Origin of the sequence: Clostridium sp. DFI.1.208 (assembly GCF_024463855.1) — a bacterium.
Taxonomy (GTDB): domain Bacteria; phylum Bacillota_I; class Bacilli_A; order Erysipelotrichales; family Erysipelotrichaceae; genus Clostridium_AQ.
The window spans coordinates 1-18,437 of sequence record NZ_JANGCA010000051.1; the positions used below are offsets into that span (position 1 = coordinate 1).

At 36.6% G+C, this 18,437-nt stretch carries 17 protein-coding genes; 13 read left to right on the forward strand and 4 right to left on the reverse strand.

The features are described 5' to 3' along the window. Positions 1–181: 181 nt before the first annotated feature. A complete protein-coding gene (locus tag NE665_RS19120) occupies positions 182–601 on the reverse strand; it encodes a hypothetical protein (protein ID WP_117444414.1) in 420 nt (139 codons plus the stop codon). A 564-nt stretch (positions 602–1,165) separates the two neighbouring features. On the opposite strand from NE665_RS19120, the gene NE665_RS19125 reads away from it, so the two are divergent. Next, complete coding sequence (locus tag NE665_RS19125) at positions 1,166–1,741, forward strand: hypothetical protein (RefSeq protein ID WP_117444413.1); 576 nt, start codon at positions 1,166–1,168, stop codon at positions 1,739–1,741. Between the two features lie 41 nt (positions 1,742–1,782). Next, positions 1,783–3,126, forward strand: coding sequence for a sensor histidine kinase (locus NE665_RS19130; RefSeq protein ID WP_233104817.1), 1,344 nt, complete (start codon positions 1,783–1,785; stop codon positions 3,124–3,126). Positions 3,127–4,117: 991 nt separating this feature from the next. On the opposite strand, the gene NE665_RS19135 is transcribed toward NE665_RS19130, so the two are convergent. Then, positions 4,118–4,717, reverse strand: coding sequence for an ABC transporter ATP-binding protein (locus tag NE665_RS19135; RefSeq protein WP_117444411.1), 600 nt, complete (start codon positions 4,715–4,717; stop codon positions 4,118–4,120). A gap of 1,059 nt (positions 4,718–5,776) precedes the next feature. On the opposite strand from NE665_RS19135, the gene NE665_RS19140 reads away from it, so the two are divergent. From NE665_RS19140 to NE665_RS19160, 5 genes are read left to right on the forward strand one after another with little or no spacing between them, the layout of a single operon-like run. Next, complete coding sequence (locus NE665_RS19140; RefSeq protein WP_117444409.1) at positions 5,777–6,295, forward strand: sigma-70 family RNA polymerase sigma factor; 519 nt, start codon at positions 5,777–5,779, stop codon at positions 6,293–6,295. Next, positions 6,292–7,029 (forward strand): hypothetical protein, encoded by a 738-nt coding sequence (locus tag NE665_RS19145; RefSeq protein WP_117444408.1) that lies wholly within the window; start codon positions 6,292–6,294, stop codon positions 7,027–7,029. Before NE665_RS19140 ends, NE665_RS19145 begins: the two co-directional genes overlap by 4 nt. Continuing rightward, a complete protein-coding gene (locus NE665_RS19150; protein ID WP_117444407.1) occupies positions 6,992–7,867 on the forward strand; it encodes an ABC transporter ATP-binding protein in 876 nt (291 codons plus the stop codon). The genes NE665_RS19145 and NE665_RS19150 overlap by 38 nt, the downstream gene beginning before the upstream one ends. Beyond that, complete coding sequence (locus NE665_RS19155) at positions 7,861–9,063, forward strand: hypothetical protein (protein WP_117444406.1); 1,203 nt, start codon at positions 7,861–7,863, stop codon at positions 9,061–9,063. The genes NE665_RS19150 and NE665_RS19155 overlap by 7 nt, the downstream gene beginning before the upstream one ends. 12 nt (positions 9,064–9,075) lie before the next feature. Continuing rightward, positions 9,076–10,338, forward strand: a complete 1,263-nt coding sequence (locus tag NE665_RS19160) for an ABC transporter permease (protein ID WP_117444405.1) — start codon at positions 9,076–9,078, stop codon at positions 10,336–10,338. 237 nt (positions 10,339–10,575) lie between these two features. On the opposite strand, the gene NE665_RS19165 is transcribed toward NE665_RS19160, so the two are convergent. Further along, the gene (locus NE665_RS19165; protein ID WP_117444404.1) at positions 10,576–11,133 is read right to left on the reverse strand and encodes a chromate transporter; all 558 of its coding nucleotides are present in this window, start codon (positions 11,131–11,133) and stop codon (positions 10,576–10,578) included. Then, entirely contained in the window at positions 11,130–11,678 is a 549-nt protein-coding gene (locus tag NE665_RS19170; protein WP_117444403.1) for a chromate transporter, read from the reverse strand. Before NE665_RS19170 ends, NE665_RS19165 begins: the two co-directional genes overlap by 4 nt. A 163-nt stretch (positions 11,679–11,841) precedes the next feature. Here NE665_RS19170 and NE665_RS19175 point away from each other — a divergent pair, with 163 nt between their 5' ends. From NE665_RS19175 to NE665_RS19200, 6 genes are all read left to right on the forward strand, one after another. Beyond that, complete coding sequence (locus NE665_RS19175; RefSeq protein WP_117444402.1) at positions 11,842–13,443, forward strand: gamma-glutamyltransferase family protein; 1,602 nt, start codon at positions 11,842–11,844, stop codon at positions 13,441–13,443. Between the two features lie 31 nt (positions 13,444–13,474). Next, entirely contained in the window at positions 13,475–14,173 is a 699-nt protein-coding gene (locus NE665_RS19180) for a LytTR family DNA-binding domain-containing protein (protein ID WP_117444401.1), read from the forward strand. 703 nt (positions 14,174–14,876) lie between these two features. Next, positions 14,877–15,926 (forward strand): hypothetical protein, encoded by a 1,050-nt coding sequence (locus tag NE665_RS19185; RefSeq protein WP_256302601.1) that lies wholly within the window; start codon positions 14,877–14,879, stop codon positions 15,924–15,926. 992 nt (positions 15,927–16,918) lie between these two features. After that, positions 16,919–17,728: a GHKL domain-containing protein gene (locus NE665_RS19190; protein WP_256302602.1), complete on the forward strand. Its 810-nt coding sequence runs from the start codon at positions 16,919–16,921 to the stop codon at positions 17,726–17,728. Positions 17,729–17,745: 17 nt separating this feature from the next. Further along, positions 17,746–17,889, forward strand: coding sequence for a hypothetical protein (locus NE665_RS19195; protein WP_181968915.1), 144 nt, complete (start codon positions 17,746–17,748; stop codon positions 17,887–17,889). Next, positions 17,873–18,430, forward strand: coding sequence for an accessory gene regulator B family protein (locus NE665_RS19200; RefSeq protein ID WP_117443312.1), 558 nt, complete (start codon positions 17,873–17,875; stop codon positions 18,428–18,430). Before NE665_RS19195 ends, NE665_RS19200 begins: the two co-directional genes overlap by 17 nt. The last annotated feature ends 7 nt before the right edge of the window (positions 18,431–18,437 follow it).

Here is an 18,437-nt window from a genome sequence, read left to right on the forward strand (position 1 = left end):
TTAACTATAGTTCTTTTCAACATATTTACATTCACAATTTCAAAGATCGAATACTATATTTTCAAGTATTTTATATTTCATACTTTTTCATAAATTACTACTTGACTTTAATATAGTTGTCTTTCTAAATAATGTAATAAATCAAAGACAGAATAATTCATGTCTTTGATTTATTTAATAATTAAGGTTCAAATTTATATGTAATATATCTGTAATCTGGTTCAAGAGTGGAACTTGTTATTGCAGATTTATATTTACCTGTTCCTTTTTGTGATGCGTAATATGGTTTTCTCTTCCATTTTTTTACAGATAAAGTAATGTTACCATTCAAAGCTTTTTCATTCTTTTTATCTTTAGCGGATTCTTTATAAAGTTGTCCATATATATTAAATGTATATGGTGATGTATTTAAATAAATACCCCCATCCGCATTTTTATTAGCTTTTTTTTCTTTCTCAACAGAGAAATTACTCCAGCCTCCGAAACGTGGAACACCCATTGTTACTAAAGGTGATACAGCAGCAAAAGCCGTTGCTGTAAACGCTACTGCAAAAGTAAAAACAAAGCTAAACATTAAAAACTTTTTCAATATTGCATTCATTTTTATATAGCCCTCCTTTTTATTTAACAAGTACTTGTGTGATGGTAGTATAATTTAATTTTTCATAACTAGCAATGATTTTGTTGTGAAAGGTTATAAATTTGTGATAAACGGTATTTTTGTTCACTCACATATGAAATGATGCTATTCATAACATTAGGATTGAAATAATGTAATAATTAAGTATATTATATTTATCTCCCCCTGATATTACTTTTTTATTTATAAATGATGGTTTTCATTTTATAACTATATTCTTATTCTAAAAAGGAATTTTTACACGATTCTTATCGAGGTTCATGAAATACTCATCGTATATACCTACTATATTCAGAAAGCAGGTGAATTGTAAAATAGTTTGTTACGTATAATGTGTAAAAGTAAGAGGATGGAGAAAATGAAATAATAACATGGTATTTAACATAATCATTAAAAATTAACCTAAGCAAAGGACTGTGTAAAGCACTATACATCAAGGCGGCCACAGCCTTTGTGAGGTTTTTCAGATAATGATGATAGTCATTTTTAATACATGATTTATTAACTGGGAAAGGAATCGATATTATGAATTTTACTCGAAAAATTATCTTATGTTTAATATTATTGGCAATGAATAACATATCGGTATTTGCGGAAGAAATGAATCTAAATCATATTGAAGATAACGATCTTGCTGAGGAAATCGAAATGTTTCAAAGGTACTATGATAATCCTGAGTCTTATGTTTTTCAGGATCAGGAGGGAAATGATATTGGTGATTTTGTATGGAGTCAAAGGGAATTGTTCAAAAAGGACCCATATCATACAACTGACAATATGATGGAAATAGTGTGCAGTGTTCAGGAAGATATTCCTTCCATAACTTTTTATTCAGCCAACACTGTAACCTGGTCAAGACAGAAAATTTATTATAAAAAAACAAAATACTGTCTATATACAGTCATTGGTACATATAATATTACAAATAAGAAAATAACTTCAGGGAAAGCAAGTGCCAAAATCATTGATAAGGGTGGAGCAATATATACAATCCAATATATGTCCAGCAATATCAAAAATTCAGGGAAAACAATAGTATACAATGTTAAGCATATAATAAATGGAGTTGTGTATAAAACAAATCATACAAAATCAATTTAATCAGTTATTTTTTTGTGTTATTATACCAAAGGGTGATAATAATGGATAACGGATTATACGCTTATATGTTAACATACTTCACAGTTACATTCATTGGCTATGGTTTCATATTTGAATTAACGAAAACACGAATTTATTTGAAAAATATAAAGCTTAAGTACATTTTTTATTTGATTTTAATCTTACTATTCATTATCAATATATTTGTTTTTATAAATATAACATGGATTGATGAATTTGGAGGTGTGGCTAGGTATAGTCCTGATACTTTTGAAGATTTTGCCGTATTACTTTTTATGTTTTTTCTTTTTCAGGAATCAAAAGGGAAGCGTGTCTTCTATTTATCACTTGGCTATACACTTGTTAAAAGTGCGGATATTCTTTATTCGTTTTTCAATAACATAGTTTTTCAGTATATGATAAATTTTGTGAATGAGGAATGGCTGAGCTATGCATTAATGTTATTATATCCGTTTTTTTATTTCTTGCTTTATATCGTTTTACGTAAAGTTCTTAAACATATGGTATTAGAAGATAAGGAATGGTGGGTTTTCAGTGTAATGTCACTCATTCTTCTAAGCTATTATTACTTTGTTATTGATTTTATGCCGAATGTAGATCCGGAAAATTTATTCTTATCTACGAGTATAGATTATATTTTGATTATATTTATGATAGGAATATTTTTCGTTTTCTTCTATTATTTAAAAATGCTGGATAAACAGAAAAAGGCATTACTTGATATGAAATTACATGAACAGGCTGAGCTATACAGATCAGAGCTTGCCACAAGAATTGAGGCAGCTATCAGTGAGAATAGAAAACTAAAGCATGATTTAAAAAATCATTTCATTATGCTAGAATCAACGATTAAGGTTGATGATGAGCTGGCATTGGAATATTTGCATGATATTATGGGAAAGATGGAAATTATAGATGTTCTTTCAACATCAAATTTGCATTTAAATTATCTGATAAATTCAAAAGTAGAAAAAATAAAATCACTAAATATTGATTTAACGTGTGATTTTAAAAATACGCTGGATTTTCTGAATCTTTTTGAATTGACAACAATCCTGGGAAATCTGATTGATAATGCAATAGAGGCTCAAAAATACGTAGAAAATAAAAGGTTTATAAAGCTTTCAACAAGAAAAAAAGCGGACATGGTAAGGCTTAGTATAGAAAATAGTTGTAATATAGAGGAAATTCATATGGATAATCAGAAGCTTATTACAAGTAAAGAAGATAAAGAAAATCACGGAATCGGTTTTCAGCGTGTTTGTGAAGTGGTGAAGGAGAAAAATGGCATTATTACAAGAACTGTTAATCATAAAATATTTATAGTGGAAATTGTATTGCCAATTGAAATGTTATCTTATTGAATGAGTATGTTTAGTATGATAGGAAGAGCATCTTGCAATAACAACGAATCTGACAAATAAAGACTATAAAAAAGATGTTATCTTCATAAAATCATAAAATAATATGATTTTATGTACATAAAAAAAGAAAATATTATGATTTTATGAATTTAAATTGATGATTTAGTATATGTCGACTGATAAATCTCCATAAAAATTGGAAGAAGTTTTAAGGCCGTCAAATACAAATATCAACTGACAGGAGTTATCAGAATTTCCAACAAATGCGTAAGTATGACTAAGAGATTTTGTGAAGGTTTTAAGACGTTATCGATATATAACATACTAAAAGAAAATAAAGGGAACGATAATATAATGAGTTATGAGATTTAGAATGATAATGGTGGCTATGTATACGGTACTGCTATTCGCATATATTATGAAAAGAGCTATTAATTCTATCATGAAATATTGTAGGAAAAGCAATACAAAAAAGGAGTATAGCATAGAATAAGAGGTTATATAGGACCAGCCAGTCACCAGCGTAGGACCGTATAAAATCAGAAAATGAACACAAAGATTCATCATAAATTGAGAAAACAGCTGTATACAAAATTGCTGTTTTTTTAAGCGTATCAGTGTAAGACTACGGAGCTGTTTAAAGATATATATACGATATACAAGAAGTATAAAATAAAACGATTCTCCATATAATCCTGCATAATGATTCGTGAGATAATAAAGATTCAGTGGCGTATGATCCGAGCCATTATAAAAATATAAGGATAGGCAGCCTCCAAAAATCATTAGGATTGTATAACCCGATTTGTATGAATATTTATTTAGTTTCCACATGCGGATACCTCTTCTTTATTGTTATGACTTTTTTATAGGAATGTTATGAAACATGAAAGCTTATTTCTACATCATTTAGGATTCTGCTTTTATATTCTTTTAAGGTTATTGTATACTTTACAGATTTGGTTGTTTATTTACATTTATTAAAGTACAATCAAAGCTCATGCAGAAAGCCGTTTTCTAATACAAATTTGCGGGTGAATGCGATATCATCAACGCCGTCATGTGCGCATATAATGACGGCTTTCTTTTGCCTGAGTAAAGCTTTGATTATTTCATTAAACGCATGAATACTTGCTTCATCCAGCCCTCTTGTCGGCTCGTCAAACAGGACTAGGTTCTGGTTTTCCATAATTGCTTGAATAATGCCAACCTTTTGCCGCATACCAATACTGTATTTTTTTATGGGAGTTTTCAAATCGTAATCTAGTTGAAACAGTCTGAATAAATTCTTTACAGTGCTTTCTTCATATGTGCCTTTTAGATTAAAAAGAAATTTTAGATTATAAACGGCTGTTTCTGTTTCGATATACTTTGGATTTTCTATCAATGCTCCAATCTGTGTGCCTTTGGATAGACGGATGCTTCCTTCATCCTGCATCAACAAACCAGCAATGATTTTTAGTAATGTGCTTTTTCCCGATCCATTGATTCCCTTTATATGAATTAAATCACCTTCATGAATTTCCAATTGGATTCCTTTTAAAACAGTATTCCCTTTGAAGCTTTTTTGAATATTATCAATTTTTATCATATACGTTCTCCATTTCGCTTGTAGATTCAGCATGATTTCTTATGGTACGCAGATACTGTGTTCTATACACCTTATCCTGTTGTATTTATAACGACTGCATATAAGCCTATATAGCAAATATATCAATAATGTAAAAAATAATGCTGTACTGGTAAATGAATACCAGCCAGTGTAATGCGCTTCTAATGGAAAGGTTGTCCCTGGTGTGATTAGATTTGCAGGTACCATGAAAGATAATAAAGAACGTATCGGAATCATACGACGGGTATAAGGCTCTAATTGTTGGACTATCACAGCACCTGTACACGGGTATAGAAGCATACTGGTTATTTGAACAAGAACTCCTGTGGAGTAAAAGATATATTCGTTTTTAATCAGCATGGACAGTGTGGAGATAAACATCAGAAAAATACCATAGCCTGCAGAGGATAGTAAAACAAAGATTAATAATTCTAAAACAGCATTCCTGCTGAAATACATTTCAGTACTTATAAAAAGGGAGGGAATCACTGATTCGTAGAAGAAATGCAGATATAATATAATGGATATCTGCAGGATCAGAAAAAAGATGAAGCCAGTTGAAAAAGATTTAATCAATACCCTTTTTAGATAGTCTTGTATGGAAATTCTTAATAAAATGAAATTAGAAAACCCTTTTTGTATCTGAAAGAATGTAGCTGAAACAAGTAGTGGTGCGATTATGAATAGAGCCGTAAAGACAAATAGCAGCATATCCATAGAAGTCATTTTATAAAATGCATAGATACCGTAATCGCCCGGATAGGAATTCTCGAGGGATGGATAATTGGTATACACTGTTAGAAAAGTTGAGAGTATAAGGATTGAATAACAGCATAAATAACGAAAGGCATTTTTTCTGGATTTTGTGAACATAGCAGACCTCTTCCTGTAAATAATATAAAATTTGCTTACAGTTAATTTAACGTAAGCTATAATAAAAAAGTTTGTTTTTAAATTATTTTCTAAAATTTTAATAAAACCAAACCTTTTTGGTTATTCATCCGTTAAACTATAAAGAGGAGAAAGGTGAGATGGTAGATGCAGGATAACATATTGATATCCAGGGCAAAGCATGGTGATCAGGAAGCGCTTGAAGAGCTCATTCGACGTTGGTATCAACCCATATATAAATACCTCGTGCGTAAGACTGGAAATACAAGCATCGCCTCTGATCTTACACAGGAAACGTTTCTGAAATTTGTTGAAAGCCTGCCGAGGTACTCTCCCTTAGCTGCATTTTCTACTTATATTCATACGATCGCCTATCATGTGTCTGTGGATTATTTTCGTAAGCATAAGGATTATCAGGTATATGACGATAAGCAGTGGGATATGCTGGAGGATAAACGAAATGGAGTGGATGAGAACTATTACCGTATGAAGGAGATTCTGTATAAGCTGCCGGATAAGCAGAGAGAATGTATTATTTTATATTATTATCAGGGCTTGAAATACCGCCAGATTGCTGAGGTTTTGAGCATCCCCGTATCGACGGCAAAAACGCGTGTGCGGACAGGATTACAAGCATGCAGGAAACTGTGGGAGGTAGAGGAATGAAAAAAATATTAGATTATTACACGGTGAAGGATGCGCCGCAGGACGAAATCGAGCAGTTTCTACAGACACTGCCCTTGCAGAATAAAGCTCCTCAAGCATGGGATCAAATGAAGCTGCAGTGGAAATGCATACCGAAATACTATATACTGCTATTATTTACTCTTACTGCATTTACGATTTACTATCTTTTCCATCGAACACCCGAACAATACAACAGAGAAGGCATTTGGGAAATTACGATGTATTATATGATTGGGTTTTTAGTTATTACAATTCCCCAGTTTACAAGAAGCGGGGAGTTTCAGATGGAAGAGCTGGAACGTAGCTGCCGGTATAGCTACATACAGATTTTATTTACGCGTATTCGTATGTTTGCATGTCTGTTTATCGCTATGCTATTCATTATCTGCATAGCTGCTGTTTTTTATATGCAGGAAGGTTATCTTGAACTAATACTGACCATCAGCTTTTCTCTTGTATTCGTTTGTGATGAAATTCTGCTGTTCCTGCGAAAAGCACGGCACTGGACAGGACCTGGTCTTATGAGTGGATGCTTTGTACTGACGTTTGGAACGATGCGTATACTATCTGAAATCATATTCTATCTATCCTGGAGCGTATTACTGCTATTTATCATCGTGTGTACGGCTGCAGGTATATATTTATGGAAGCAATTTAGAAGGGAGTATCAGAATAATGAAACTTTCAGTAGAGCATGTTACGAAGAAATATAAAGACAAAACAGCTGTTAACGATGTTACCTACGAATTCCATAACGGCATCTATGGGCTGCTGGGACCAAACGGAAGCGGGAAATCTACACTGATGCGTATGCTGTGCGATATCCTTCGCCCTACGCAGGGAATTATTAAATTGGATGATAAAGCGATTCATGCACTTGATGAGGATTACCGCGATATCCTTGGATATCTTCCACAGGAATTTGGGTATTATCCACAGTTCAGTGCACAGGATTTTCTGATGTATTTTGCCACACTAAAGGGCTTTGGAAAAGAAAAGGCTAAAAGAAGAGTGGATGAGGTTTTAGCTATGGTTTCTCTGAAAGCAGAAAAGAAGCATAAAATACGTACATTTTCCGGAGGTATGAAGCAACGCCTTGGAATTGCGCAGGCATTGTTGAATGATCCGAAAATACTGATTGTTGATGAGCCAACGGCAGGTCTTGATCCCAAGGAACGTACAAAATTCAAAAATATTCTGGCACGCTGTGCGAATGATAAAATCGTTATACTGTCAACCCATATCGTTTCGGATGTGGAGACAATAGCAACGGATATTCTGATTATGAAAGAGGGGACTTTGCTCTTAAATGGGAATAGGGAGGCTTTACTAAAAGATATAAAGGATAAGGTGTATACGTTCCTGGCACCGCCTTCAGATGTGGAAATGTGGAGTAAAAAGGGTATCATTACAGAAATGATACCCGTTGAACAGCAACTGCAAATACGGCTGATTGCACAGCAGCAGCCGACCGATCATGCCCAGCATGTGGCTGCCACTCTGGAGGATTTGTATCTTATGATATTCAGAGATCAGGAAACAGCATGCTGAGATATGAATTGTTAAAGCTCTGGAAGCGGCCTGTTGTATGGGCGGCCATCTGTTTTGTTATCCTGTTTCATGCAGTGAACTTAGGGATTGTAGCAAATGGTGAAACAAAAAAAGAGGATATGCATTGGGGGCATGTCTATGGCGGTATTATGGATGATAGCTGGCAGAGGAGCATACAAACAGAATATCAAAAATTTACAGAGGACAAATCGAATCAGATGAGCAAAAAAGAATTTCAGGAGGCTGGAGAGCAAGTTGGCTGGGCACAAAGTAAAATAGACAGGCTGTATAAAAATCCGGTAAATCGTTTAACTGAAGAGGCGCAGGATATGCCTCAATATAAAACACTGTCCTGGGCATATCAAAATACACATTTCAAAGAGAAATTGTCGGAATTCGTAAATCAGGAAATCGAAAGAATGCAGCAGCGCGCGCCTGCTTTTGATACTGCCAGAATTCAGCAGGCATATCAAAAACTCGAAAACAACTGGGAGGAATATCGCTTTGGTTACAATAAAGGCTGGATTGTTCTGCAGGAAGGCCCTGTTTTCATGCTGCGAACATATAGCATCATGATGATCGTACTGCTTTCCATTTTATTCTCACAGGAAAATGAATCACATGTCATGGAAACACTGCTTACGACAAAAAATGGAAAGAAGGGTATCCAAAGGGTGAAAGTAAAAGCAGCGCTGATCAGTGGAATGCTGGCTTGGTGCGGTTTACTTACTATACACGTATTACTTACGATTTTCTTTTTCGGTTTGGGAGATGGAGGAACATTTGTTCAGGATTTTATTATGAATGTCTGTCCTTATCTGCTTACTGCAGCACAGTTTTTCACAGTTCAGGCTATCATTAGCTTCAGTGCATCAGTGGTTATCGCTTTGTGTATGGCTCTGATAGGTGCTTATACAAAAAAGTCAAGTACCTGCATTATTATCATGGTTTTGATTCTATTGCTACCACCGTTTGCCAATAATACCAGCTTGCAAAATCTGGTATTGCTTCATCCATCCAATATATTATCCGGACGTTATCTGATCAGTTCCCTGAATTATGTGAATATAGGATTTACATATGTTCGTGCAGTCTATGCTGTCCCTGTGATTTTGCTTTTTTTGTCTGCAGTCTTTATGATATTGCTGCATATAAGAAACCCGGAAAATCATTTGGTATTAACTTTTGAAGATTAGAGGTGAGATCCTATGTTAACAATGATTCAAGCAGAGTTAAAGAAATATGTATTTAATCGTAAGGTTGCAGTTGTTCTCTTACTTGCACTTACAGTCTTTATAAATAAGCTATACATGTATGATGCTACTACTTATCAACAATATTTTGACGGTGGAAGCATTGCTATGCGGGAAAAGACCATTGCATATTGTAAAAACAGACAAATTTCTGCTACGCTAATAGATGATGATTTTCGTGAGAGAACAGCTAAGGAATATCGGGCATTCATAGACAAATACAGAGCCAGTGATGAGAAGATAGCAGCATTAATAACGGAATGGGAGAGCGATGATACGCTGGAATCTGTTCTTGCTAATCGGTATAATTATGATAATGTAATCTTGATGGTAGGAGGGGAAGAGAATGCTCCGGAAACAAAAGCTCCCTTTCTTGCTGATAAAATCGGCTATGTCAAAATGACAAGGAGCCTTGTAGAAGATGTTCGTGAGGATAATAAATATACTGATCATCCGCTCAGTGAAGCTCAGCTTCAACAGAAGGAACAGATGATTCAAAAAAATCTGGTGGATCAGCCGATAACCGGAGGTTATTCGCTGGGGGTTGATTATCTGATATCCATGAATCAGTTTCTGCCTTTCACGCTGGGGTTTGTACTCCTGGCCTGCTTTTATCGAATGTTTGCACAGGAAAAAAAGCGAAGAACAGACGCTATGATTCTGACATGTAAGTATGGGAAGAAAAGATATATTTATTCAAAACTGCTTACTGTATTCTTCGTTACGACTGTCTTATGGCTGATATTCCAGATTGTGAATCTTATGGGCTGTCAGCTCGTGTATGGTTTGGAGGGATGGGATGTGACATTCAATTCGAGTTTTAGCATCTCACCTTATGGCTTGACTTATCTGGAAATGTATTTATTTCGTTTACCTTTCAGTTATTTAGGCACACTGGCATTTGCTTACCTCATCTGCCTTCTCTCACAATGTACTCGCTCCATTCCAACCATGCTCACGGGACTGGTATTCATTGTTATAACAAGCTGGATCGTATATCCCTATGATAACTACACACTGTTGAATAAAATACAGCTTTTGCTACCTACACAGATTATGAGCGGATGGAATATTTTTCGAGAATATAACGCCTATGATATATTCGGTGTGAATGTTTTATATCCGTCAATAGCAGGAATAGCTATTGCTGTATATCTTGTCGTTTTTATGATAGGAATTTATTTGTTAATGCAGAACAGACAAATCAAGAATGGATGATGTGCAACATTATAGTTGCTTATCCTATGAAAAAGAGACGCTTCACAAAACGGGTTCTTTCTTCTTTTAGGGTGTATGCAAAAGGGAGAATTCAACTTCTATTGATAAACAAATGGTGTTGAACTCTCCCTGTTATAAGGTTACCTACAATCGAGAAGGAACCCACAACGAAATCCCTTTTCTTTTATGTCATATATAATATAAATTTCGGTATAAGGATCGAAGCTTCCCATAATCCTAAAGCTGAAACAATATACCCACAGCGGCGGAAGCTGCAATGCATAAGATAGGATGCCACTTTCGCTTATTGGATAAATAAAAGATAGCAGCAAACAGCAGAATGCACGGCCATTTGACCATTTCTATAAAATTTTCGCTATCCTGAAATAAAGCAGCGATGAAAATCGTTATACCGGCAGAGGCGATGAGTGCGGTGACAGCAGGACGAATACCATAGAAAACAGATTTCACCAGCTCACTGTCCTTAAATTTTTTCAGAAACTGCGCAACGATACAGATTACGATGATGCTTGGCGCAACCAGTCCAAGCGTCGCAACAATACCGCCCAGCACACCATTGATATGATATCCGGTGTAGGTTGCCATATTGATACCGATGGCACCTGGTGTTGATTCACTCACCGCAATCATGTCAGTCAGCATATCTGCAGTAAACCAGTGATATTTATTCATCATTTCCGTAAGAAACGGTATGGTAGCCAGTCCCCCTCCAAGGGCAAACAGGCCGGTTTTGAAAAATTCGTAGAAGGCAAGCAGCAATAGTTCCAGATTCATTCCTTTACCTCCCTGCGTCGCAACGCACAGACAATCACACCGAGTAATGCGGCGATGATAACAACAAGAACGGTTGATACGCTGGTAAAGGTAATTGCGGCAAGGACAACGGCGAATAACACGATACCGAAGGCATCCTTGATACCACTCTTCCAGAGCTTGACTACGGCATTCAAAACAAGTACACATACCGCTACACGAATACCTGCTAAAGCATGCTGAACAACTGCAAGTGAGGAATAGGTGGTAAGCACAGAAGCAATCAATAAAATAATAATGATGCTTGGCGTAACTACACCCAGCGTTGCGATAATAGCACCAAGGATTCCTTTCTCATAAAAGCCGATAAACGTTGCTGTATTTACCATGATGATACCCGGTGTACACTGTGCAACCGCATAGTAATCCATGATTTCCTCTTCAGTGGCCCAATGCTTTTTATCCACAATTTCCTTCTGGATCAGCGGCAGCATGGCATAACCTCCGCCAAAGGTAAAGGCTCCTATCCGCATAAAGACAGAAAACAGTTCCCAGTAAATTTTCATAAACACCCTCATTTCCATATAAAGAATACCCATATTATACAAAAAACAAACATAAATACAAGAAGTGCAGGTGTTTTTTCCTTGATATTGGAAATATTTCACCGGGTGTGGGATTGTAAGAGAAAGCGCTACACTATATAATAATACATATGGAGGATTACCTATGTTCAATATATATCATCAACCCTATGCCAGAGGTCGTTATCCGATTGTAGCCGCAAACGGTGTTGTGGCCACTGGAAACAATCTTGCTGCCGCTGCAGGTCTGCAAATCCTGCGGGAGGGCGGTAATGCAATCGATGCCGCGATTGCGACAGCCGCAACACTTACCGTTGTTGAGCCTACTGCAAATGGTATCGGCTCCGATGCCTTTGCTATTGTCTGGTACAAGAATGCCATGTATGGTCTGAACAGCTCAGGCTGTGCACCTATGGAAATTTCAATAGAAAAACTGAAGGAACAGGGGATCACGGAAATGCCGAAGCATGGATGGACACCGGTAACCGTTCCGGGAGCACCGAAGGCGTGGGCAGAATTAAGCAATCGATTTGGAAAGCTGCCCTTTGCACAGGTACTCGCACCAGCAATCACCTATGCCCGTGAAGGTTATCCGGTACCGCCGGAGCTTTCCAGATTGTGGAAGATGGCTGTCAGAAGCTATGCGGATAAAAAGGATGATCCAGTGTTCCGGCAATGGTTTCAGACTTTTACCTTTGATCGAGCAGCACCGCAAGTCGGTCAGCTGGTTAAGCTTCCCGATCATGCGAAAACACTTGAGAAAATAGCAGAAACACAAGCAGCTTCTTTATATGAAGGAGAGCTTGCGCAGCGTATCGAAGAGGATAGTATTGCACACGGTGGTTATCTGCGAAAAAAGGATCTGCAGCAGCATAAGGCAATATGGGTGGATCCGGTTTCTGTACACTATCATGGCTATGACGTTTGGGAGCTGCCGCCTAATGGACAGGGAATTGTCGCATTGATGGCATTGAATATATTAAAGGAATTCCAGTTTGCCCAGCGGGATGAGGAATTGTTTCATCATCAGTTTGAAGCAATGAAAATGGCCTTCGCAGACGGCTTGCATCATATCACAGATGCGAAGCATATGAAAGCCGAAGTACAAAGCCTGTTACATACAGCCTATGGCAGAGAGCGCTCGCAGGAAATTGCATATTTCGCCAAACAGCCTGCAGTTCACATGCCGCCGAAAAGCGGTACCGTATATTTATGTACAGCAGACAGGGAAGGAAATATGGTATCCTTCATTCAAAGCAATTATATGGGCTTTGGCAGTGGAGTTGTAGTAAAGGACACTGGAATCGCCCTTCAAAACCGCGGACATGATTTCTCTTTGGATCCCAATCATGTTAATGCTCTTGCTCCCGGAAAGCGAACCTACCATACCATCATTCCCGGATTTCTTACAAAGAATGGAAAAGCAGTTGGTCCATTTGGCGTTATGGGCGGATACATGCAGCCGCAGGGACATGTGCAGGTGGTTATGAATATGATTGATTTTCATTTGAATCCACAGCAGGCGCTGGATGCCCCACGATGGCAATGGGTAAAGGATAAAAAATTTATTATAGAGGACAGCTTTGATTACAACATTGCAAGAAGGCTACAGGAGCGCGGTCATCAACTTCAGGTGGATTTGGAAACTGCCAGTTTCGGGCGCGGACAAATTATCGTGCGACTGGATAATGGTGCACTGATGGCAGGAAGTGAATCAAGAACAGACAGCAGCATCGCCTGCTGGTAATGGCAATAGAGGAAAAGACAGGGGTATATATATGCAGACCGTTTACCATATAGCATTATTGGATGATGAACCATGCTATACAAATATGATACGTGAAAAAATAGAAGCTTTTGAGTTAGAGGAACAGCTTTTCATAGATACATATAATAATGTTCATGATTTTTTGAGAAGTAAACATATATATGACATACTTCTGCTGGATATTGAAATGCCGGGAATGGATGGTATTCATCTCGCTAAATACATCGCCAACGAACGGACACTGGTGATATATGTAACGAATTATGCAGATCGTATGGAGGATGCATTTGGAATCAACGTATTTCGCTATGTTTTGAAATCCAAAATAGATGAAAAGCTGAAAAGGACCCTGCAGGATGCTTTTGAGTTTTTACAGGATAACGCAGATTTCAAGATACGTACAGATGGCGGTTATGAGATGCTGGCACAAAAAGATATCATTTATATGGAGTATTTCTCCAAGGATATCTATGCTTATACCAAGGATCGTGAATACATATTCCGTATGTATTCAATGGAGCGCATGATGAATGAATTAAACAGTCGCTTTGTTCAAATCAATCGTGCCAATATTGTTAATATAGAATATATCCGTTCCATTCGAGGGTTTGAACTGCATCTGCAGGGCATTGATCGCATACTGAAAATCAGCAGGCGACGTAAGAACGAAATTATGGATGCTTTATTTCAAATGACGACAAAATTATGATGTCGTCATTTTTGAATAAGAAAACCCCCAGATAGTCTGGGGGGCAGGTACAATCAGGAGATGATAAGAGATAACTGTTCTCAGTAATTTCTTGAATATGAAGCCAACAATGTGAGTAAAATCACCATGAAATGGGAATTCGTAAACTTAATCCAGTATGATACATAGGAACAGACCAGCGCTGGTGTCTTATAGTTTCTATGTCTTTTGATTTATAAAGTGCATGTTGCTGTTGTAGATTGTACTTACAGTATACTGTTGGTGAAAGAAATGTAGAGAGGTTTCTTACCAGATAATTCAGTAGGCTTTCTTAGGTTTATCTAGTACAGCAGAAACGTCTTGCTTAACGAACGAGTGATTTGAATAATTTTACTGTACTTTACAAGCATTTGTGATACACTGATGATACAAAAAAGGAGGGGCTGTTCCATGAAAAAATATTTAAACACTATAATGTTGATGTATGTATCACGATTACAAAAGCCCCGGCCATTCTACATGTCCGCTTAATGGATCCTTTTTTTCGCGTTCATATAGTATTTTAGCACAAGACACCTTTTTCTATATGATATACAAGTCAGCTGATTATCGGCGGACATTGTAATAAATACGCTATATACCATAAAAATAACAACAAAAGCAGAGGACCACCGGATCATATTCTTCTAGGAGACCATGAAATAAGGAAAGAAGGGATATGATTATGCGTGAGACTACAAGAATTGCTTCTGCTATTACAAAAAATGAAAATAAAAAAGTGTACGATGAGTATTGTAAGAGAATTTTATCAAATAAGCAGATCCTTGCCTATGTCATGAAGGGCTGCATACCGGAATATGAGGATACACCACTGGAGGAAATTCCAGCTTATATTGAATTGTCAGCGACAGAAAGTGAAATGATCGATGAGAAAAGCATTGAGGTCGTGGATGAAGCCATACCGGGATCACAGATCAAATATGATATTCAGTTTGAGGCAGCTTTGCCGTGCAAACATAAAGCTGAAGGAAGCGAAGAAAAGAGATCATCGGACAAGGAGAAGCTCTGCCTGATCATCAATCTGGAGAGTCAGGCAAAGGATAATCCAGGGTATCCGCTGATTAAGCGTGCGCTGTATTACAGCAGCAGACTGGTGGCAAAGCAGAAAAATGCAGAGCTTGGATTTGCGAATTCAAAGTATGGAGAAATAAAAAAGGTCTATTCCATATGGATCTGCATCGGTCATGCGAAGCAAAAGAATGATGTTATAAATTCATATACTATACAGGAAAGCTGTCATACGAGGATATGGCATGCGCCAAGAAATCACTTTGATATCATGACAGCGGTCATGGTATATCCGCAGGTGGAAGCATTTCAGAAAGGAAAGGAAGACAGGGAAGCACAGAAGCCTGTGAAAACGTTTGAGCAGAAGCTGCTGGAGCTGTTGAAGGTACTGTTCATAAAAGACTTTTCGATGGGAAAAAAGAAGGAACGATTAGAAAAAGAGTATGGTATAATGATGAAGAGGGAGACAGAAAGCGAGGTCATGGAAATGTGCAACTTTAGCGATTTTATAGAAGAAAGAGGAATCAAAAAGGGGCTTGAACAGGGGCTTGAACAGGGGCTTGAACAGGGAAAAGTGAATACAACAGTTCAGCATGTACAGAATCTGATGCAGTTCAGTAACCTCAGTGCAGATGAAGCCATGAAAATGCTGGGAGTGGAAAAAGAATTACAGTCTGTTATTTTGAACGAGCTGCATCAGGCTTGAATAATAAGTAATTAAATTCATAGGAGTAAAGAGCATAAGGCATATGTGGGTTATGAATGATAGAAGTTCCACAGCTTATTTCTTCATTCAATTCATGTGCTAGTGGTAATAAAAAGCAGATGATTCAAATAAAAAATCGTCTGCTTTTTCAGAGAACTCATATGTATGTTTTTTCAAACGACTTTAGGATATGCGATATAGAAAAAAGATAATATCACCATTGCATAATTATAATCTTGCAGATAGGAATTATACGAGCATGATTCTAGAAAAATACGATAGGTGAAAGAAATAAATGAGGTGTGAATTATCATTTACTGAAACACTATAAATATCAAGAGATATTACAGTGACCATTAAATGCCTAAAAACTGCCATTCATGCAATTATTATACCGAAAATCCGTTATATTGTAGTATAATATCGGTAGGAAGGGGGAAGGAAAAGGTACCTCAATTAAGAGAAATAGAAAAATTAAATTTTACATGACATCATACCGGACTTCTTATATAATAGTTGTGCAGGAAAAGAGTGATGTTATGAATGAAATTATGGAATATGTGTATTGTTTTATGTATATTTATGGTATTACCTATTCAATTAAACGCGTGAACAGTAATGTGCGATGGAATGCACGAACTATTTTTCTGATGATTGTGTATAGCTTTATAAACATGATTTTGACGAATAGTATTGATGTTTCAAACATATTATTTATGCTATCAAATATGTTTTCTATTATACCGGATTATCTATATGTATGTGCATTATGTAAAAAATTTAAGCTTCTCAATTTATTTTACTTGATGTTTTATACAATTTCCTTTATTACATTTATTGATATATTCATGAATGTTCATATTCATTTATTTAACGGAGCCTTTGATGCAACATTCGTACCGGGAATGCTTCGTTTTGTATCTATTGTATTTGCTAATGGCTGTGCAATGCTTGTATTTCAAATACCGGTTTACTTATATCGGAAGTTTTTTGTGGTTCTTACAAAAAAGCAGCTGATGCCTTTTGTTTTTCTACAGATTTTTTCTATGATTGTGCTTATCATGTATATGAAAGAGCTGGAGGTTTACCCAAAGGATATCACGATATTCCTTGTATTTCTGATGCTTGTGGTTCAGACATTTACTGTAGACTTTATCTTTGTTCGTTTCTGGCAGCTTGCTCAGGAGAAGAATGAAATTGAACTGACGGAGCTTTCTAGAAATATACAGAATCAGTATATGCATGATTTACAAGAGGAACAGGAGAAAAACAGAGAGCTTCGGCACGATATGAGAAATCATATTGAGATACTGGAAAGTATTCATCATGACCGTGATTTTCTGAATTATCTGGATCGTGTAAGAAAAGATGTAGATGAGCTGGGACAACGTATTAAGACAGGTAATATGTTTCTGGATGCGTGCTTAAATACGAAAATAAATTCAAATAGTGATATTCAATTTGAAGTAAGCGCGTTTGTGAATGATGAAATAGGTATTGAGGACAAGGATATGTGTGCTCTTGTATTCAATATGCTGGATAATGCCATTGATGCCGCTAGAGGTAGTGAACATAAAAAAGTGGACATAAAGTTAATGATACATAACGATTCTCTGATTATTGAGGTTATCAATTCTACTGCACAAGCACCAGATTTTCATTCCAGAAAAGGAACTGGACATGGGTATGGAATGAAAATTATTGAGCGTATTGCTGCTCAATATGAAGGTATGGTGAAATATGATTATGATGAAGAAAGCCATACGGTAAGTGTACACTGTCTGATGCCTCTTCCAAAATAAGAAAGGGTGGTAAACTTATGAAATTTAATATCAAGAAAAAACTAATCAATTATGCAGTACGTAATGAAAATAATGCTTCTATCGTAGGGCATTACACGCCAAAGCCTTTTTCCTATAAAAAGGAATCTGTGAAATCACAGAAGCATGGAAACAATAAGTAGAAGGCTGAGCATATTTCTTGCTAAACGAGGTTTGATTGAAGAGGATGAGGTTGATATTATCCGCTTTGCAGTTGAGCTTCTTCTAACACAGGGAATACAGATTGTCAGTATGCTCGTGCTGGGATACTTCCTGCAGTTCTTCTGGGAAACGGTGCTGTATTTGTGTATGCTGCTGTTCCTGAAACGCTATACTGGCGGCTATCATGCAAAAACATATGGACGTTGTTATTTGATAACAATGATTATCTATCTGCTGGTTTTACTCTGTGTGGAGTATCTGAATATATACAGTCTGCTGGTCTTTCTTCCTGCCGGACTTGGTATTTTCATTTATTTCGGTCCTTGTCTTAGCTATAAGACGATGCTGGAACGTAGGAAGCAGCAATTACATCTGAAGCTTTCTTTGGCTCTATGTCTTGTTTTGCTTCTGCTGTTTTTGGGAATCCATGAATTTCGCTATACGATAGAAATTGCGGCTATTCTGTTTTTTACCGCGGTGATGATGCTGCCGGTATTCTGGAAAAATACAAAAACAATCTGATGAAAAA